Source organism: Pseudoalteromonas sp. ATL1 (assembly GCF_058933015.1).
Window position 1 is genome coordinate 852744 of record NZ_JBZYXL010000002.1, and the last position, 19236, is coordinate 871979.

The 19236-nt window shown below is 42.2% G+C and carries 21 protein-coding genes; 11 read left to right on the forward strand and 10 right to left on the reverse strand.

Translation table 11 applies throughout. The annotated features are described in order from the left end of the window. Positions 1 to 184 precede the first annotated feature (184 nt). Positions 185 to 1315 (reverse strand): lactonase family protein, encoded by a 1131-nt coding sequence (locus AC5FX4_RS21740; RefSeq protein ID WP_493608508.1) that lies wholly within the window; start codon positions 1313 to 1315, stop codon positions 185 to 187. A gap of 483 nt (positions 1316 to 1798) precedes the next feature. On the opposite strand from AC5FX4_RS21740, the gene AC5FX4_RS21745 reads away from it, so the two are divergent. After that, the gene (locus tag AC5FX4_RS21745) at positions 1799 to 1969 is read left to right on the forward strand and encodes a DUF2986 domain-containing protein (RefSeq protein WP_493608509.1); all 171 of its coding nucleotides are present in this window, start codon (positions 1799 to 1801) and stop codon (positions 1967 to 1969) included. On the opposite strand, the gene AC5FX4_RS21750 is transcribed toward AC5FX4_RS21745, so the two are convergent. Together AC5FX4_RS21750 and AC5FX4_RS21755 are read right to left on the reverse strand one after the other, a co-directional pair. Next, positions 1966 to 2865 (reverse strand): hypothetical protein, encoded by a 900-nt coding sequence (locus AC5FX4_RS21750; protein ID WP_493608510.1) that lies wholly within the window; start codon positions 2863 to 2865, stop codon positions 1966 to 1968. The genes AC5FX4_RS21745 and AC5FX4_RS21750 overlap by 4 nt on opposite strands. 139 nt (positions 2866 to 3004) lie before the next feature. Continuing rightward, complete coding sequence (locus AC5FX4_RS21755) at positions 3005 to 4162, reverse strand: LamG-like jellyroll fold domain-containing protein (RefSeq protein WP_493608511.1); 1158 nt, start codon at positions 4160 to 4162, stop codon at positions 3005 to 3007. 221 nt (positions 4163 to 4383) lie between these two features. Here AC5FX4_RS21755 and AC5FX4_RS21760 point away from each other — a divergent pair, with 221 nt between their 5' ends. The 3 genes from AC5FX4_RS21760 (at position 4384) to AC5FX4_RS21770 (ending at position 9777) form a co-directional block, all read left to right on the forward strand. After that, positions 4384 to 6537 (forward strand): hypothetical protein, encoded by a 2154-nt coding sequence (locus AC5FX4_RS21760; protein ID WP_493608512.1) that lies wholly within the window; start codon positions 4384 to 4386, stop codon positions 6535 to 6537. A 71-nt stretch (positions 6538 to 6608) separates the two neighbouring features. After that, the gene (locus AC5FX4_RS21765) at positions 6609 to 7706 is read left to right on the forward strand and encodes a Fic family protein (protein ID WP_493608513.1); all 1098 of its coding nucleotides are present in this window, start codon (positions 6609 to 6611) and stop codon (positions 7704 to 7706) included. 370 nt (positions 7707 to 8076) lie between these two features. Next, complete coding sequence (locus tag AC5FX4_RS21770; protein ID WP_493608514.1) at positions 8077 to 9777, forward strand: alkaline phosphatase D family protein; 1701 nt, start codon at positions 8077 to 8079, stop codon at positions 9775 to 9777. Between the two features lie 24 nt (positions 9778 to 9801). On the opposite strand, the gene AC5FX4_RS21775 is transcribed toward AC5FX4_RS21770, so the two are convergent. Next, positions 9802 to 10413: a hypothetical protein gene (locus AC5FX4_RS21775; RefSeq protein ID WP_493608515.1), complete on the reverse strand. Its 612-nt coding sequence runs from the start codon at positions 10411 to 10413 to the stop codon at positions 9802 to 9804. Positions 10414 to 10558: 145 nt separating this feature from the next. On the opposite strand from AC5FX4_RS21775, the gene AC5FX4_RS21780 reads away from it, so the two are divergent. Both AC5FX4_RS21780 and AC5FX4_RS21785 read left to right on the forward strand, forming a co-directional pair. Next, positions 10559 to 11008 (forward strand): carboxymuconolactone decarboxylase family protein, encoded by a 450-nt coding sequence (locus AC5FX4_RS21780; RefSeq protein ID WP_493608516.1) that lies wholly within the window; start codon positions 10559 to 10561, stop codon positions 11006 to 11008. Between the two features lie 26 nt (positions 11009 to 11034). After that, positions 11035 to 11814, forward strand: coding sequence for a helix-turn-helix domain-containing protein (locus AC5FX4_RS21785; RefSeq protein WP_493608517.1), 780 nt, complete (start codon positions 11035 to 11037; stop codon positions 11812 to 11814). 194 nt (positions 11815 to 12008) lie between these two features. Here AC5FX4_RS21785 and AC5FX4_RS21790 read toward each other — a convergent pair whose 3' ends face one another. Beyond that, a complete protein-coding gene (locus tag AC5FX4_RS21790) occupies positions 12009 to 12410 on the reverse strand; it encodes a GFA family protein (protein ID WP_493608518.1) in 402 nt (133 codons plus the stop codon). Positions 12411 to 12712: 302 nt separating this feature from the next. Here AC5FX4_RS21790 and AC5FX4_RS21795 point away from each other — a divergent pair, with 302 nt between their 5' ends. From AC5FX4_RS21795 to AC5FX4_RS21805, 3 genes are all read left to right on the forward strand, one after another. Beyond that, positions 12713 to 13327, forward strand: coding sequence for an NAD(P)H-dependent oxidoreductase (locus AC5FX4_RS21795; protein WP_493608519.1), 615 nt, complete (start codon positions 12713 to 12715; stop codon positions 13325 to 13327). Between the two features lie 29 nt (positions 13328 to 13356). After that, complete coding sequence (locus tag AC5FX4_RS21800) at positions 13357 to 13857, forward strand: hypothetical protein (protein WP_493608520.1); 501 nt, start codon at positions 13357 to 13359, stop codon at positions 13855 to 13857. Positions 13858 to 13962: 105 nt separating this feature from the next. Further along, complete coding sequence (locus AC5FX4_RS21805) at positions 13963 to 14598, forward strand: hypothetical protein (protein ID WP_493608521.1); 636 nt, start codon at positions 13963 to 13965, stop codon at positions 14596 to 14598. Between the two features lie 332 nt (positions 14599 to 14930). Here AC5FX4_RS21805 and AC5FX4_RS21810 read toward each other — a convergent pair whose 3' ends face one another. The 3 genes from AC5FX4_RS21810 to AC5FX4_RS21820 are packed head-to-tail and all read right to left on the reverse strand — an operon-like array spanning position 14931 to position 16156. Then, complete coding sequence (locus tag AC5FX4_RS21810; RefSeq protein ID WP_493608522.1) at positions 14931 to 15134, reverse strand: 2-hydroxymuconate tautomerase family protein; 204 nt, start codon at positions 15132 to 15134, stop codon at positions 14931 to 14933. An 8-nt stretch (positions 15135 to 15142) separates the two neighbouring features. Then, on the reverse strand, positions 15143 to 15526 hold the full coding sequence (locus tag AC5FX4_RS21815) for a nuclear transport factor 2 family protein (protein ID WP_493608523.1): 384 nt from the start codon (positions 15524 to 15526) through the stop codon (positions 15143 to 15145). 6 nt (positions 15527 to 15532) lie between these two features. Beyond that, positions 15533 to 16156: a glutathione S-transferase family protein gene (locus tag AC5FX4_RS21820; RefSeq protein ID WP_493608524.1), complete on the reverse strand. Its 624-nt coding sequence runs from the start codon at positions 16154 to 16156 to the stop codon at positions 15533 to 15535. Positions 16157 to 16314: 158 nt separating this feature from the next. Here AC5FX4_RS21820 and AC5FX4_RS21825 point away from each other — a divergent pair, with 158 nt between their 5' ends. Then, entirely contained in the window at positions 16315 to 17214 is a 900-nt protein-coding gene (locus tag AC5FX4_RS21825) for a LysR family transcriptional regulator (RefSeq protein ID WP_493608525.1), read from the forward strand. An 80-nt stretch (positions 17215 to 17294) separates the two neighbouring features. Here AC5FX4_RS21825 and AC5FX4_RS21830 read toward each other — a convergent pair whose 3' ends face one another. Beyond that, positions 17295 to 17540 (reverse strand): TIGR03643 family protein, encoded by a 246-nt coding sequence (locus AC5FX4_RS21830; protein ID WP_493608526.1) that lies wholly within the window; start codon positions 17538 to 17540, stop codon positions 17295 to 17297. A gap of 204 nt (positions 17541 to 17744) precedes the next feature. On the opposite strand from AC5FX4_RS21830, the gene AC5FX4_RS21835 reads away from it, so the two are divergent. Then, the gene (locus tag AC5FX4_RS21835) at positions 17745 to 18611 is read left to right on the forward strand and encodes a LysR family transcriptional regulator (protein ID WP_493608527.1); all 867 of its coding nucleotides are present in this window, start codon (positions 17745 to 17747) and stop codon (positions 18609 to 18611) included. On the opposite strand, the gene AC5FX4_RS21840 is transcribed toward AC5FX4_RS21835, so the two are convergent. Further along, the gene (locus tag AC5FX4_RS21840) at positions 18608 to 19111 is read right to left on the reverse strand and encodes a hypothetical protein (protein WP_493608528.1); all 504 of its coding nucleotides are present in this window, start codon (positions 19109 to 19111) and stop codon (positions 18608 to 18610) included. The genes AC5FX4_RS21835 and AC5FX4_RS21840 overlap by 4 nt on opposite strands. Between the last annotated feature and the right edge of the window lie 125 nt (positions 19112 to 19236).

Genomic DNA, 19236 nt, shown 5'->3' on the forward strand with positions numbered 1-19236 from the left:
TCCATAAGTAACGTGAACGTCAACCGTCTTATTTTGATAGGTGTTGTGCGGTTGTGATGCTTTTAGCAAAGCAATAGCATTTTTTGCGTAAAATATACAGTAGGATGCGCTTAACAACTCATATTATTTGGCGCATTAATAAAAAAGGTTTAGCTATAAACGCGCCTATAAGGTTTAAGCCTGTTTATGGCGTTTTTACTAACAAAATGGTGTCTGATTTAGCAAGCGTGATCAAAAGCGTATCTGGTCGTTTACCCAATGCAACTGAGCTGACATTTTTGATTTGCTTGTCGATGGTATTCAGTGTTTGCTTGACGCTTAATTGTCCATCCTTAGCAATATTAAACTGAACAATCCCCTCACCTTGCTCTCCAGCGGCAAACAATGTCGTTTTGTCGCTAGATAACAGCAAGCTACTTGCGCCCTTTAATGCGTCGCTAGTCACCGTTTGAATAGGCTCATAACGATCCGCTCGCAGGGTAAATACACTGATTGATGCATTGGCGGAATTCGCCACGTATAGGGTGTTTGCATCGGCTGATAATATCATTTTTTGTGGGTTTGCGAATAGAGGCTGTGCTGTATCTCGATTGCCAATTTGCTGTAAAAAAGTGAACTCCCCCTGTGTATCTCTGCGATAAATAGTCAATCGATTACCTTCAAATCCAAGCACAAATAAGTAGTTGTTTTCTGGTGATATAACTACACCAACTGGATTACCGAATGGTTGTTTGTGTACTGGCAGCTTTGACACAAACACCAGTTTATTGTCTTGCAACCTGAACCTAGCAACCGCGTCACTTTTATAACTTGCGACAAAAATATCTTTTTCGTCCAATGACTTTGCGATTTGCCAAGCTCCCAATAATCCGTATGTATCGGCACGTTTAAAGTCATGATCTGATTTAAATACTTGTTCAAAGGGCAAGAAATTACTTATCACTTGGACTTGCTGCCACTTTTTAGCCTTATCACTGGCAAAAACACTCAACGCACCGTCATAAAAGCTCACCATTGCCAAACGCTGTAAATGACTTAACTCAATGAGGCTGGCTGCGCCTTCAAGATATAACCCTTTGTCTTTGCTACTTTTTATAACCTGCCAAGGGGTTAAATAACCCTGTTGATTCACGTTAAAAACCGCGAGGGAATTATCATCACCACTGAGTACATAAGCCTTGTCACTACTTTTAGAAAGCACAATAGCTCTTGGGTTATCTAGGCCATCAACATCATCTACGCCATCGGTTAAGCTTTGTAGCACCTCAAGCATCGACACTTCTGAGCTATGGGCATTTGCTAATGGCAGTGTCAAAAACAAGATAAGACATAGGGTAAGGCATCTACTGAACATATAATAATGAGTCCGAACTTAATTGAAAAATATGGGTTGAGTAATAAGTTAACGATTGAAAAAAATGAGTATATTATAAAATACAAAGAGATGGAGCGGTCGCACATCCATATACCAACCGCTGGTATTTGAGATTAATCGTTTTATAGTGCATAAGTGCTCAGCCAACTGTTATGTTGAGCGTGTCTATAAATACCCACAATGAGAAGCTTTAAAATACTTTTTCTTGCTTCAAGGCTATCCACTTACCACCTAAAACAGGAACTAACATAACACCAACATCACACCCTGGCAACAAAACAACTACAAGCACAGTTCTCATCGTACCTCTTGTAACCCCAAGTAGTATTGCTCATATGCTTAGTTCAGTGCTAAAACGTTTTTCAGTGTTGTTCTAACTTGTACTAGGGTAAACTAGCGCCTCATTTATAATGAGCTTTGAAAATGAACCGCAAAAAGAAAATTTACGAAACCTTAAAGAAAAAAGACAAGCGCGCTAACGCCAAACTCCATAAGAGCAATAAGCCCCGCTATATCTCAAAAGCTGAACGCGAAAAAATGGCTGCTCAGCAATCAGTCAACGAAGAATTAACTGACGAAAACACCAGCCATTAATTGCCTGCATTTTGCGTCAGTTCAGCCAACACATCGTCATTAAAGGTATTGTTCTTCAACAAATTTTTTAGCTTTTGGTCCGCATTGTTGTAAACCGCTAAAATTTGTTGTGCTAACTGTCGTTGAAGGTCTAATTTCGCAGACTTTGACTGATAATACTGCAACATGAGGCCATCTGCAGCCATGCTACGCACGTATTCATTTTGTTCCTTCTCCATGATAGAGACGAAACTATCTGCGATACGGGCATCCGCCAGCGGTGTATTTGTGATGACTTCCAACGCCTGCACTTTCACTTTTTCATCGGTACTGTGCTGTGCAATTTTTAATATGGCATCCACCGTATCGTAGTTGTAATGGCTCATTTGCGTTTTATTCAGCACATACATATTCATCTGTAACTGCCCCATTGCAGATAATCGCTCCACCGCCGACAAACCACTATTTAACACCTTTGCACTCAACGATTTGTTCACTTGCTCTGCATACTCTGGGTCTGTTTTTAATTTGATTTCATAATCTTGCGGTAAGCTCTCATAAAATGCGTAAGCAGGATCTTGATTGCGCATTTTTTCACGTTCTTGCGCTTCTTTTTGCTCAATAACGTTGAGTACTAGCTGCCTAAGATCAGGGTTATTGCCACTACTCACAGCTGGACTTTCTAATGCTTGCTGCTCTAATTCAAAAATACGCTGTTCCAGACGTGCAATATGCTCATTCAACTCTAAAACCTTGGATGAGTTATCACGGTTATTGTCTGGCAATGAACTATTTTGAGCAGCCTCAGTTTCGACGTGCTCTTGCCTTTGTGGAGGGTCTTGAACGAAGTTATACAATGACAATACTAAAGCACTAACCGAGAAAAATATTGTCGAGTAATAAGTTCGATTGGACATGATCATTCCTATGAAAAGCGGATTTTTAAAGAAAAGTGAGTATACCTGAACTGAAGATCAGGGTACACGTCATCGAAGTCAAACAGCCAATGTGAACAATATAGTTTGAGAGTTCGGCTTCTCAAACACTACATGCTATCTATTTGTTATCAGTCACTGTTACTGTGGTTCCCCCCTTGGTGGCAATACTGTAACAATGACGCTGATTGCCTCGCCTGTACTCTTGCTGGATGTCATCGTGGCTCAACATGCGATGATGTAACGCAATTTCACCTATTGCGCCTTGAAATAACCCCGTTTGATAAGACGAGCGGCTACCAATTCGCAAAGGCATGTCATTGGCTAATGATCCCTTTCGAACTGTAGGATCGTGACTGCACACTTTCGCTCCATCAATGTAAAATCGTATGCCACTGGCATCATCCCTATCTACCGCAACAGCAACATGGTGCCAAAGTCCATCAGCGATATTTTTTTGTGCATAGTATGTGGTGCATGAAGCGCCTTCTTGTTCACAGTACCAGCTACCATTGCCGTCGGCGAGTTGAAAACCAAGGTTCCCTTCATCTATAAACAAAACATACCCTTGCACATTTTCCATCTGATTCTCATAGCGCTTGTCGACTATTACACGTTGTCCCATCGCGGTTGTGCGGATCCATGCTGTTAAAGAAAAATCCCCTAACGTCACATCCAACGCATCATCATCGTCAATTTCAACGTAATCATCATAACCATCCAAGCAAAATGCCAGATCAGGTACTTCTTTACTAAGTCGAATAGATTGCTCTTTACTCAAGGCCACTTTGTGCGCCTGCACTTCTTCGATGTTTTCAGTTGGCGGAATAACCCATACGGCGAATAACATGAATATAATCATACATAAACACGTGATCAATTTTTCTTTTGATATACGCTTCTCTTTGCGCTCTTGCCACTTTAATGGCGCATCGATGAAATAACCTTTACCTCGCAAGTTTTTTATGTAGCTGTATTCTTGGCTTTGACCTAATGCTAATCGCAACATAAAAATGCGCTGCTTTACATTTTCGTCTCCTGTGACAATGTCTTGCCACACTAGCTTAAGTAATTGCGCACTTTGCAATGGCTTGGGAGCGTTATCAAGCAAGGCGACGAGTAAACGAAAGGATAGCTCTGATAGTCCCAAGTCCAGATCACCGCGATATACTTTGTTTGTCTCAAAGCAAACACATAAATCCAAAAAATTTACGCTTATATGACAATCACTTGGATTTTTACCAGCCCCTGAGCGATCCTTTTTAGATACATTAAGCACAACCCTGTCCACCTTTTAGAAACCCAACCATAACCAATTATTTACCTATTTTTACCATACAATCAATAAGTAAAATCAGGTTTTACCGAAATTTCACTGAGTTTTACTAGTAAAAATCGAACAATCAAAAGCACACTTTCCCCGCCATCCAGATTTGGGTGTGCTAACAAAACTCAATTATCTGCGACTTCACGTCACACAGAATTTAAAGGAATGAATATATGAATTTGCAACAAGCAAAAAACGCCGCGTTGCTGGGCGTTGCACTGAGTGTAACCAGTGGTCAACTAGCTGCCTTTGAGAAGCTCGTTGAGCAACAACCGGTCAGCGCAATTGAACAAGATGCTGATTATAAAAAGAATAAAAACTTAAATGGATGGGGATGGGAGCAAAAAGTAAAATCATCCAGCAAAGATGATAAAGCTGGTGCCTTTAGTATTGTTGATAACACGGATGACGGAGGCGGGGAGGACTCGAACGCCACTCAAAATACCACACCACCTAAAGTGTCGCATGTTGAGATCAATCAATTCTTTAATGATCAAACATTAACCGAAATGAATATGATCATTAATGCGAACAGTACACCAAACCAACGGTTCAATGTGTTCGTTAATGAAGATAACAATGGTTGGCGCACCATCGCTACCGTCAATAGTACGGGCGAAATTGATTTAGAAGATATTTCTATTTCCGACCATGCTGAATTTGCTGTTGAACCCTGTGTCATCGATGCCAATGGCACTATGGTTTGTGATGATAAGATAAGCGCGGGTATCACGTATAAAGTGCCTACCTCTCAACAGCAAGGCCCGACCGACATCATTCAAGCTCAAATTCCTACCTACTCATCTACGTCTAGAATTACCGGCGTCAGCGAGCTGCTAGAAAAAGGCTTTGACATGGTCAGCGATGGCATAAAGATAAATGCTCATTGCTTTACAACGCCACCAGGTGAAAACCATACATTTGTCACTAGAACGAAAGTCGAGCAAGATTTTAAATTCATAAAATCTCGTGATTTAGCAATCGAGATGCTCGATAAAAAGAACACATTAAAAGGCTCATTGGCATTTGGCCTAATCAACTCCCAAGGCAATTACTATAAAAATAAGCTCTACCAATCTGCAATGAAAAAGCGCGATAAGTCACTATTTATGGGTTTCTTTAAACACATCAATAAAACACTTGTCTCTCGCCCAAACAGTGAGTTAAATCTTAAAAACCAATATTATCAGATGCTAGTAGATGGTAATAAGACCAGCTTTAGAAGCAACTGTGGCGACAAGTACATTTCGTCTATCGACTTAGGCAAGGAGATTTACTACTACATTCGTATCTTAGATACAAAGGGGTATAACTTATCTCAAGAAGACATCAACACTAATTTTGAACTGAAGCTCAAAGAGTTAATTAACTTAGGGTTTACCAGTGATAAAAAACAAACACTACTGAGTGAGTTTGGCCATTTTGAACTCGAAATTCGATCAGTTTCTGCAGGAGCAAATATTGCAGGCGTAGTAACAGCACATAGCTCTTTAGAGTCATTTTTAAGTAGTCTTGAGCAATTTTCTGACCTGAATTCGAGTGCTGCCAACTACACCGCTGTAGGATTAACCACACAAGACTATCCAATACCTGCGCCGTTGGCGCACAAGCCACTTCGAGAAGTATTCTTAGATTATATACCTATTTTAGATAATATAGCGGATTGGTCTTTGTTTAATGGGCAAGTTGAAGACCGCTGCGAAATTTACGGTGAAGGTTATGATTATGTCACCGCTTCAGGCAAAAAAATCAGTAGTGATGTCGGCAAACTTTATCGAGATGGACTTAAACGCACACAATATGACTTATGTAATACGGTGCGTAACACTATCCAAAAAGAGTACAGCCACTGCTTGGCACAAAGCGCATGGCACTCTTGCGTCTCTGGACCTAGCGCTAGTAATTGTAAGATAGGCAGCAAAAACTGTGTTGATTACGCGATGGATATCCATCAATGGACACCTGTAAAATCGATTAAGACTTTGAATGCAAATAAAGGTAGCTGTGGCGCGACTTCTGATTGTATAGAAACTTTCTGGGAAGAAACCTGCCTAAACTCGCCCGAATACATTCTTGATTATCGAGTCAATCATGATTCTAAACCTATCGGGCCATATCAACGAATTGCTGAAGGCTTATCCATCACTGAGTACGATAGCTGGTATGTAAACTGGGTTAAAACTGACCAATTTAAGCTAAGCGGCAAACAATGTGCTCGCCTCACTGCAGAACTAGTATCGAAAGCTCTGTGGAAAAACACATCAAGATATCGTGGCGACCTTTCTGTTCACGGATTTGAATTTACCCATCGAGTGCCATATCGATAGTAACCCCCAATCTAGCCACACAGGACAAAGAGCACTACGCTATTTGTCCTTTTTTACAAAAGGACTAACCCATGGCCACTTTCGAAACGCGTGTATGGCATGCTGATAACAAACCATATCAATCATATGTACCTGATTTAATGCATGATAAGCCGCATTTTACATCAATAAATCTACACGCTATGGTTTCTACATTGAACCAATACGCGATACCACAAGTACACACACGATTTTTTACGCGCTATCTAGCTGGTAATGTCAGCTTAAGGGAAGGTACACAGGTCTCTCATAAGCAACTAGCGCTGTGCTCCATTGCGATACCATCAGATAAACCGGTCATTCAACAACTCTGGTCACAAATATACAACTTTCAACGTGGCTGTCATTTTGCAGCCACACAACTGTCTAACCCAGACTGCACGGCTGAAAGCTTTCTTTACCCTCTACACAAGATCCTCGCGCCAGAGGTGACCAACAGGGGCCGATTTCGAAAGTCCGCCTGTTGGATTGGCGGAAAAACGCCCACCGAAGCGCGCTTTGTTGCCGCTGATGTCAGCCATTTTAAGACATTAATGGCTGACTGGCTTATGGCGCTTAAATCGCAATCACCAATGAGCATTGAAAAAACATTGATGTTATATGATCAATTTTTAGTCATACACCCATTTAGCGACGGAAATGGTCGAGTATCGCGTGTGTTTATGGAAGCGGCACTTTCTCAGTTACGAAATGAGTACTGGTTACACCCATTATTTTACCGTTTAGCAAATTCCTCTAAGCAGTATATTGATGCGCACAATGCTTTTGAACGCGATGAATTAGAACCTTGGTTACTGTACTGGGAAAGCGCGTTCGAGTGGCTCTTTAAAAAACAGCAACAAATTCATTTCGCGCTAGCACAGTGCGAGCAACAATTTCAAAATGCACTTGCTTGTAGTTTAAAACCAATCGGTTGGGATAAGCTTATGCAACAACTTTTCAGTACACCGATAATTCGTTTGGAAACCGCACATCAACACCTAGATGCAGCAACAATGATGTTGCAATCGGGTTTGCTTGTGGTGAAGCACGTGCACGCCATGAACAACATGCCGGTGCTTGAATGCCCGCTCGTATTTAAGCTTTGGCAACGGTGGGAAGATATTTTGTTAGCAAGCGAGCCTGCGTAAGCACGCTCGCCTATATGCAACTATCTGATTAGTGGTCTCTCATTGCTTCACTACCGGTCAACGTCTACATTAAACGATGACAATCCGCCCACATTCATCCGCTTACTTTACAGACATGACAAATATACGACTCAAGTCATGTACCTGAAATAGTTCTGCAAGCATTCGATCACACCATCACTCTAAGATATCGCCTTCAGCTTGGAAGATATGACTTATCAGGATGAACTTTTTGCCTGAACTTGGCGTTAGCTAGTGCGCGTGTTTTTAAAACTAGAAAATGCCAAATCGGTTCACTGACTTTATTTTTAAGACTTAAAAAAGGTGGCGGTTCAATCAAGTTCAGGTTTGTTACTATTTGGGAATAAACATGAAAAATCTTAGCGGTATTCTTTTGGCTATATTGCCAATAATAGCCACAGCGCAAGTCGATGTGCATTACGAACAATGTAAAACAAGCTTTAATTACTTAGGTGCTGATTATCAAGGGACAACCAATAAAAATAACGACGGTAGTCAGTGGTGTTACCTTAAAAACGCACAAGCAGGCAACTACTGGGGTAACGTTAAAGTAGAAACCATTCCTGAATTTAAAACCAAAAGCGGTAAAACCTGTCGCGCACCATCGAGCTATCAAGGTGAGCAGTTTTATGGCTGTAGCTCGCGTAATCACACTACCCCATGGTGTTATACAAGCGAAAGCGAGTGGGAAGAATGTGACGTTGTTGAACCCGCTGAAATGCTAAGCCACACTCATCCAAACCCTACTAAGCGGTTAGATAGAGTTGCGCTCGGTTCATGTTTTAAAACCAAAGGCGATATGCCCGAGGCGCTTGCTCGCTTAATTGGTCAGCAACCGGATTTATTCTTATGGCTAGGTGACAATATCTACGCGGATACCACGGACATGGGTATTATGCGCAGAAAGTATAACGAGAAAAAGCAGAACGAAGATTATCATGCCTTCCTCGAAGCTAAGATCCCTGTAATGGCGACTTGGGACGATCATGACTATGGTCGCAACAACGATGGAAAACATTACCCTGAACGCGAAAACGCACAAAAAGAGTATTTGCGTCATTTTGACGTGCCACAGAATGACCCGCGTTTAAATGGTCAAGCCGGTATTTACGAAGCCAAAATGTTAGGCCGAGCAGGTGAGCAAACCCATGTGATCACGCTAGATGCGCGTTACTTCCGCTCACCAACATTTGATAACTACGGTAAATGTGAAGGCGATCAGAGTACCATGTTAGGTGAAACACAATGGCAATGGCTTGAAAAGGAGCTTGCAAAGCCATCTGAGATCAAGCTGATTGCCAGCGGTATCCAAGTGCTCCCTCCTCTTTATCAAGGGCGCAGCATGTCAAGCTACTGTGCTTATGGTGACGGTAAAACATTCACACAAGCCATCGAGTCTCTAGATGAAGCCGATATGTCGGGCACCAGTTATGAGTCATGGGCGGAGATCCCAAGCGAAAGAGAACGTCTGCTGCGCATGGTGCAAAAGTCTATCAATTCGGGTAAGACCAAAGCGGTGATCTTCTTATCTGGCGATCAGCATTGGGGTGAACTATTGCAAAAAGACATTCCTGCAAGCAGCGAGTTTGGTAAGCAAGCCACTGTTTATGAAATCACCGCCTCAGGCTTTGGTCAAAATTGGCCTTATCACATTGAAAACCCACTGCGTTTACCCGTTTACGCCGATACCAAGGGCGATGGAAAATTTACCCAGCAGTGTAAATTACCATTCAGTTATGCAGGGGTCACTTATCAAGGCTGTATCACACGCGATCACGACAAACCATGGTGCTACACGGAAGTGGACGAAAATGGCAAAGGCGTTGCAGGTCAATGGGGTAACTGCGCAGCAGATGGCGCTAAGATCCCGACTGGGTACGTAGGCAAAGTCAGTGCAGATATGCGTAATCTAACGACCAGCAACCGTCACTTAATCAATAAGTCTGGTAGCAACTATGGCATGTTAGATATTGACTGGAAAAACCGCACCATAAAAATGTCGATTGAAACGGCTGATGAAGAAGCGGTTTCAACCATTATTACGTTCTAATTAAAGAACTCTTAGGAGCCTTAATTAAGGCTCCCTTTTACCACGCAGTATAGTATTTAACTCAGCCATCAGTTCATCCAATTGGGCGTCGAGCTGTTTCTCCATCAACAAACCTTTTTGAAACGCAATTTCCAGTGTCAGTACCTGTTTTAATGTCGATAAGGTTGCGACGTAACCTGCAAGACTACCCGAATTTTTTGAGAGACTTTGAGCAACAATGCTTAAATTAGCTATTTTACTCAAACTGTCCGATGAAATGTTCTTACTCACAATGGGCATCACAATGATTTCATCAAGGTATGTCGGCATAGGGGGAGGATTATTTTTATAGGCGCTTTGTACTTCCGTTTTCGCTTGCAAAGTAACAATATAATCCAACAGCCCTTTTGAGTAATCAAAACTGGTGTCCACTGTTTCTTGTGCGGCATTGAGCAACTTAATGACATCAGCCTTTTCAGCTTGCTGTGCGTGATAGTTACTAATGCTAATCGCAACGAGCACCCCGACTAACGTCGCCAGTAAGGTCAACACATAATTAACCCCCACATTGTGACGCTCAATGACTTTTGAAAAACGAGGTAAAAAAGCAAAACCACCACTTATCACCAACACCAGCGTCAAAACCACATACAACATTTATTTATCCCTTTAAATAAAACGATTGGCATACTAACAAAATTGTTCATAAAACCGATTTTATTTAAAACATGTCGTTTTTTTTCAATAATTTTTATGGGCAAAAACCCTAGACTGATGTGGTTAACACAAAAGGAGAAACACGATGACCACACGTATAAATTACTTTGACCTTGTACCGGGTGCGATGGATATTTTAATGACCCAAGAGAGTTATTTGAAAGCACAATTTGAGAGCAGTGAAACTTTGTCATTGACGTTACTTGAACTGGTTAAACTGCGTGTTTCGCAAATCAATCAATGTGCCTTTTGCATCAATATGCATAGTAAAGATGCGATGGCACAAGGTGAAAGTGCAGAACGGATCATAGGGTTAAGTGCATGGCGTGGTATGCCATTGTATAACGAAGTTGAACGCTGCGCGCTTTCATGGGCGGAGTTACTGACTTTGGAACAACACGTCGGTGAGCAAGAGTTTGAAAATGCCAGAAAAATTCTGTCTGAGAAAGACCTTGTGAATTTGACAATTGCCGTAAATGCGATCAATAGTTGGAACCGAATGACTAGAGCATTTAACCCAGGTATTACCAAGTAAAATGCGCTGATTAAAAGGATAATTAAGTGGGCTCAGGGTTTAATTTCAAAATATTCAAACCTAAAAGGCGGTTAGCAGACTATATACAAGCCATTTGGGTTGTGCGCACCAACGAAACAATTGCTGAGCCTATACATCGCTACCTCAATAGTGACGGCTGTACAGGGTTACTCTTTAACCTTAGCGGTCCAATCCAACTTAGTGAAAACAGTCTACCTGGTGGGGTCATCGCTCAACCCATTAGTACTAAAACTGAGTCTATTCTTGTGCCTGCAAAGTGTTGTGTCGTTGGTATTCGGTTTCATCCAGCAATCGGCCACGCCATTGTTGGTAATCACTACCAACAACCCACTAAAATTGACCCCACGTTAGAGCAAAACCAAATTTTTGGAACACTCTATAACACACTCAAACAAATTACTCAGCCATATGCACAGATAGCCACAACGTACCGATGGTTATCGGATAATCTCACGCTGTTCAATTCATTACCCCGCTCCCTCACACAAGCGATTGAAGCAATACAAACATCTATCCATAACGAAATACTCGGTACAGATTCGTCGATTAGTCAGCGACAACTAGAAAGGCAATTTAAAAAGTGGTTGGGGATCACCCCAAAACATTTTCAAAGAGTCATACGCGTACATCATACGCTCATTTCATTGCGGCAATTTCCTGCTTTGTCACTCGCCCATGTTGCCAACTTACATGGCTTTACCGACCAAGCTCATATGACCCGAGAACTTAAGCAAATCGCACAAATTACACCTAAGCAGTATCGCTCGTTAAGTCATAATAGCTAGCCAACTTAACTCATTGTATTTTGGTAATTTATATATTTGGCATGGTGCCTCTTGTGTCGAAAAGGCAATAAAAACGCACTTAGTTTTAGGGCATATGAGCAATGCCATCTATAAGATGCTGCGATGCGGTACCACAAAACCAAAAGTGCATTTATAAATAAGGACTTATTGAATTCCTAAGTCAATACATTAATTTACTCATCACCACTGCCAAACTCATTGGGGTGCCGAACCCCTGCATCACCAATTTCATCCCAAGGTGCTTTTGAATCAACAAACAAGTGATGAGCCACTTTGAGATTTTCACCCCCATGAACAATTGAGCCCACAGGGATATACATACGCTGCTCGTCATTTTCACCGGGCATTGGGGTGCCACATATTTCGCAAAAATAGCAATGCCAATCGTGCTGAGGCTTTCGCCAATGGCGAAGCATCTCCACTCCTTTCACCCAATTAAATAAGTCTTTTGCCACAATAACCACCGCAGCGCCACTGACACTTTGGCAAATTGAACAATGACATAAGTAAACATCTTTGACATCACATTGCGCCGTGAACGCAATGACGCCACAGTTACAGTGCCCAGAAACCATCTCCATTCTCCTCGCTCAATTGACTTATTTAACCTAGGGCCACTCATTTAGAGGAGCCTGACCTTCGTCAGGATGATGAAAGCGTATGTTTGCGTGCTTTTGTCTTTCTAAATTTAGCTTCATCGCTAAGCCTATTTCGTCATTCTAAATTTGTTTCAGAATCTCATCACCTTAAGCGAGTGCGTTACTAGTTTAACCTCAGATTATTTAGTCCCTATAAAAACGTATTTAACCTCAAATTACTATTCATCTTCGCGATAACTTGTTACTTATTGAATGTCTTATTTTTGCGAGAAGTTAACGTGAACGTTCATCTAGTTGTTGCCCATCCAAACCCACATTCATTCAACGCTGCTCTGCATAAAACCGCATGCTCAGCTTTAGTACAAAATGGGTTATCAATTACCGAGTCAAATCTGTACGAAGATAACTTCAACCCAGTTATTAGCCAAAACGATACGCCTGACGTACCTAAAGAAGAATTCAGCGTAGCCAAAGCACAACGCTGGGCACTCGCCAATAATGGCTTTGAATCATCCATAGAACGCGAACAAGCAAAACTTGCAGCGTGCGATATCCTAATATTGCAGTTCCCTCTTTGGTGGTGGTCATTTCCTGCCATTCTAAAAGGCTGGATTGACAGAGTGTTGACCTCGGGATTTGCATATGGACAAGACGCAACACTACTTCCTAAAAAAGTAATGTATTCACTGACTACAGGAGGAGCGAGCAATGATGAAGAACGCGCCTATTATCAAACAAAAATAGATGGATTATACCAAGATGTGTTTGGTTTTATGGGTTGGGAAGTGCTAACTCCTTTTATTGCTCACGGCGTACAGCAAAAATCTTTTGCTGAGCGAACCGAACTACTAAAGCAATACGAACAACACTTACTTAAATTGATTGTCGACTAGCAGCAATTAAGCATTGTTTTGAAAACGTATTGAAAAAAATCAAACAGCCCACATTGTATAGGTTGTTATGTCGTACTGTTCAGAGTGTTATGTTACCTTGGTTGTTTAAATTTACAGTTTTGTGTTTATTTTTGTTCGGTGCGCCTTTTAGCTCTGAGCAGATAAGCAATGCTGAATCTGAATTAATCCCCCAGACAACTCATGTTCAAATCACTAATTTTGAGCTTACTAACAGTCCACTGCAAATATCAACTGACCAAAAAAGCCAAAAAGACACTCAGCTGTTTACGCATCAGCTAACACGAACTTTGCAAACACTTGCAGCCAAGTTTACACACCCGTGGCAATTGGCTGATTTTGTTTTAGTGGTCGAACTACTTACCGACACGTTTATAAGCGAAAATCGCCTGCGCCCCGACAAGCTCAGTGCTCCTTGGTACCATTCAAATACTCGACCATTGCGCCGCATCATCGACGGCTGCAAGCCTGCCAACTTGCTCTATAAATCTAGGCTCACTTTTCACGCCTAATGTATCAATGGGGTCAGAGTTGTTGATTTTGTTTGTTGATTACAAAAACAAATTTGAAACGAGTGATTCTACAGGCTCGTTACAAATCTTGAGGTAGTTCAGGCTATGGATTTAGAAGAAAAAGAACAAAGGGCAGAACTTATAGCTAATGAATGTGGTGGAATCCACTTTCCCTATGAAGCGTTTTATATACACTCTATCCCATACTCAGCAGGGTGCTGTTTAGAATCCTTTGATAGGTTTGACCACTTTAAAACTCAGGATGTAACTCCTGATTATCTTGTTTCGATACTACAAGAGGCTGTTGGTCATGCTGCTGCACTTTCAAGGTACTTCTGGCCATCGCCAAAAGGTAAGAAGAAAGAAGCTCAGCAAAATAAGCTAAGAATAAATCGTGGAAAGAAGCTCTGTGGTGCATTTGGCCTCAATGAGTCTTCCCCTTTGTGCAACCGAGATTTGCGAAACGCCTGGGAACATTTCGATGAGCGATTAGATGGTTACTTGTTAGAGCACGAAGCTGGTATGTTCTTTCCTAGCTCAATAGTTGACGACCACACATTGGCAGATGATCCCATCGGGCATATTTTTAAGCTGCTTGACATCGACAATAATTGCTTGGTTTTGTTGGGGGATAAGTTTTTCTATGAACCGATCCGAAATGAAGTGAAAATGGTTTTCGAGAAGGCAATGGAGTTTGACCAAAATGGGTCTCGTTTTCCAATATGCGAAGCCGATTTTTAACAAAACCATCCAGCCGATGCCTTCCCGCCGCGCCTTTTGTGCTTGGCGCGAGCGCCAGTTTAGTACAAAAGGCACTCTGGTCCGTTGCGGGAGATGGCTGCGTTGAAGATCTGATTTTGGCACAAAGCCGTCCTTTGGCTCTAACTGGTTTTTGTCCAGAAACGAGCCAGAGCTATCGTCCGCTTCTCACTCATAGCTGTCTGTCAGGTGAAGTCGAGATCTATTCACCACAACTGTAAGATCAGATATGAGCTACTACAAACTGTCAGATTACCTCCTATTGCTCGAGTCTGACAGTTCAGTCAAAACGCATTATCACTCATTAACTAAAACTAAAGCGACTGCTTACGAAGTTCCGTTACCTGCTCAAAGCCAATGCCCCAATTGTCGGTGCTCACTTCATCAATCACAACAAATGTGGTTTCGGGGTTTTTGTTAAGCACGTTTACCATTAATTCTGTGCAGCCGCGAATAATGGCGCGTTTTTGCTCACAGGTTACCCCTTCGTCGGTCACCTTCACGTTAATATATGGCATTATTTATCTCACTTGTTCATCTGAATATCACAGTACATTTTATTGACTATCAACCACTTGCCTTGCTCTTTAAGTAATCCTAAAAAGTCCACATAGTTGAACTCAAACAGTGGGCAACTGACTTTTACCATCGCCATATCTTGGACCACTTCAATCGACAAAATGGCATAGCCAAACTTGGCACCCAACTTTGCTGGAATGGGGCGGTTCGCCACATCCGCAAGCCACTGCGATAAACTGCGCCTAGAATTTGGCGCTTTGAGCCACGCATCGGTATGAAAAAGTGACTCTAAAAGCGCTGTATTACCGTGGTGCAAACCATTAAAGTAGTTTTCTATCAGCGCAGTAATACTCGCAAGTTCACCGTTTGTTGAGGGCATTGCTTGCATCATTCACCTCTAACTCGCCGCATCACTTGATGGCTGCTGAGCTTGCTCTGCTGCAACGGCTTGCTTAAAACTCGGCATAGCTTCAACACGCGTAAGCATCGCTTGCGTGCGTGCACCGATGACAATGTCTACTGGGAAAAACTGCCCCCAATAGGCATAGACCGTCAGTAAAATATCCGCCGCTGAAGGTGAGTTTCCTCCTAAGTAATCATGCTCTTTTAGTCTAAATTCAACCACTTGCCAAAGTTGATTAATGCGCGCAGAGGCACTGTGCAAGGCCGCAAGTTTTACTTGTTCGTCCTGTATATTTTGCGCGATAAAAAATAACTTAGAATAAGCTGGGTGCATGGTTGCATTGGCAAACAAAATATCCTGTACCGCACCTTGATAGCCATCTGGGTCGACTGGCAACATGGGGCTATGATGTTTATGCAGTAAATACAGTAAAATTGCCGCACCTTCGGTGAGAATTTTGCCATCATCGATCAGCACCGGAATGCTGCCAACTGGGTTTATTTTCTCAAACTCCTCCACCGTATCTTTGTTTATTAATTCCACGTTTTGGCCAAGCTCGCGCAAAATAACTTGAGTGGCTAACGAACAGGCTCTGGGTAAGTAATACAAGGTATACATAATCATCTCCTAACTGAGTATTTTAGTGTTGGTCATTCCCCTTGTTGGGGCGCACTGAAATAATAGGGGGATTATTCACTTTCTTATATATCAACAATGTGCATATACTGTTCTCAGATTAAGAACAATTAAATTCACCTTAATAGGCAATAAACGCAATGGATAAATTGAGGGCCATGCAGCTGTTCGTAAGGCTAGCAGAATTAGGTAGCTTTACTCGTGTTGCAGAGCAAATGCACTCGTCTAACTCAATGATAAGCAAAGAGATCAGCCGATTAGAAAGTGAGCTGGGGGTGCGTTTATTGCATCGCTCTACACGCAATGTACAACTAACGCATATTGGGCAGGGTTACTTACAGCGCGCACGTGAGATCTTAAACAAAGTGGATGAAGCCTACTTATTTGCTCAAGACTTGCAGCAAAGTATTAAAGGCAAGCTGAGAATAAACGCGCCGATGGCATTGGGCATTACCGACTTATCAACCTTGTTTGCCGACTTTATGCAAGCCAACCCTGATATTGAGCTAGATATTCACCTTGGTGACGAAAGCATCGACTTAGTTGAACAAGGGTTTGATTTAGGCTTTCGCGCATCCAGTACGCTCGTTGACTCAACCTATGTGGGCCGACCACTCACCAAATTTAAATATAAAGTGTGTGTCTCACCTAAGTATTTAGCTAAATATGGCGAGGTGAAACAAACGCACGAACTAAAGCACCATAACTGCTTTGTTTATAGCTACTTTAAAGGCAAAAATGTGTGGCCCTTAGATGGTGGCGTGGCAATTGGTGGCAAGCTCAAAGTAAACAACACCATTTTTATGATGGAATCTATCAAACAAGGTTTAGGCATTGGTTTTATCCCTGACTTTGTCTGTCAATCCGCCCTAGACCGTGGTGAAGTGGTTGAAATATTACCTGATGCGATACGCCCGAGTCTCACCCTCTACGCCCTCTACCCTGCCCGACAGTTTGTGCCACCCAAACTGGTGCAATGTATTGAGTATTTAGAGCAGTGGTTTAAACGCGCGAACATGAACGACGAAAACCGTGAGTAAACAACACTATTGCTTTGTCGCTTTTACCGTATAAATTCAATAACCCGCAATGATCACAGCCACATAAAATATTGGAGCGTTCAACGCTTATATTGCGAAGGGCAATAACCTCGACTCACGCTAGGGTGACGCAACTTTACATGCTTAGTTGCTCGGCTAGTCATCCGCCTGCGCCACAATTTAAAACTACTTGCCTTTAACTCTTGGCGCATAAAGCGGATCACTTGTGATTCGTTTAAACCAAACTGCTGTTCTATAGCTTCAAAGGGGGTTCTATCTTCCCATGCCATTTCAATAATTCGGCTTTTCTCTTCGTCTAACCACATTCCTTAACCTCCAATGGTACTTTTGACACGCCCTTATACGATGTATGGCCATTAAAGGTTTGCACCGCACCTCAATTTAGGTTGGTTATAGGAAACACAAAATACGATATAAAAATATTTATATCTAAAAGTACCCAAATAATGCCCATTGCAATTATAGTTATGCTATTCACAAAAAAATTACAATTAATGCAAAGGAATAAGATGCGACCGTCTTTTGATGACTTGGCCTATTTCAGCGAAGTTGCTAGCACCCATAACTTGTCACGCGCCGCACAACGACTTGGGATCACACAACCGAGCATGAGCGCGGCAATAAAACGACTAGAGCAGATATTTGATACACAGCTACTGATAAGAAGCCGAAATGGCGTAAAGCTCACGCAATCAGGTAAAGCGCTTGCGCTGCATAGCCGTAAGTTTATGAGTGACTGGGAACAACTCCATTCTAATGTTACTCGAGCAAGTACCGATATGGTGGGCACTTTTAGTATTGGCTGCCATCCGTCCGTGGCACTGTATACCCTACCGATTTTATTACCAGTACTAAAACAAAAGTATCCCTCTTTAAAGCTTAACCTAGTGCATGACCTTTCCCGCAAAATTACCGAACAAGTCGTCAGTGGTGACATCGACTTTGGGCTGGTCATTAACCCAACTCAACACCCAGATTTAGTGATCCACAAGCTCTTTATGGATGAAGTAACATTGTGGCACAATCCGGCGGCTTCGTGTCTGCACATGCAAAACGATTGCACTGTTTTATATTGCGATCCCAACTTAAAGCAAAGCCAAGCGCTGTTAAAAATGCTCGATTTAAGTCAATTTCAAATTGAGCATTCTAATAACCTGGAAGTCATTGCCAGTCTAGTCGCCAAAGGTATTGGTGCCGGCATTTTGCCAGAGCGAGTCGCTAGAAAGTGCATGGAACCATTACGCCGCCTTGAGAAAAACAACGCAATGGTGGTGGATGAATTGTGCTTAATTCATCGTTTTGACATTCAAAACAACGTAATTGGTCAAAACCTAAAATTTGAAATTAAACACGCATTGGCAGAGCCTGTGGGTTAGTTCTGTTTGGCGTCATCCAGCTGTTGGCAAGTCACGGCGCTGGTTATCGCATGCACATCGTAAAACGTTAACAAACTATCAAACACCTCACCAAACGTACTGCCATCTTTGGTGCTGATGGTGACATAAGTCATATAGTATTGCGTGAAATAGTTAAACGCATAGAGTATACCATCACGACTGACCGAGACCGGCGCCAACTCATAGGTGCCCTGATCGGTTAAGTAATCAGATTTCACCTCTAATTGCGCCAATAACTTATTGTAATAGCGCTCCTCACTACTAAAACCATTAAGCCCTATGCCGATACCACAATTACCACCGCGTAATTGTGGATATTGCACACGCAACCGAACTTCAGACGCGCTTGCATCCAATGTTGCAAAGTTACTGCTGGCGTCAAACCAATTACCGGGGCCAGCAAAAGCAGGTAATGCCATGAGACTGGCAACGAGCGGTAGTGTCATTTTCTTAAAAATACGCCTAACTGGACGAGCCATACTAAATACTCCTTACATGTTGTGATTTAGCACCATCATAAAAAGAGTCAATCGCAAGATAAAATAGGAGTTTTCAATGCATAGCATAGTGATTATCTATGGCTACAAAAGCGTCAAAGTGAGGG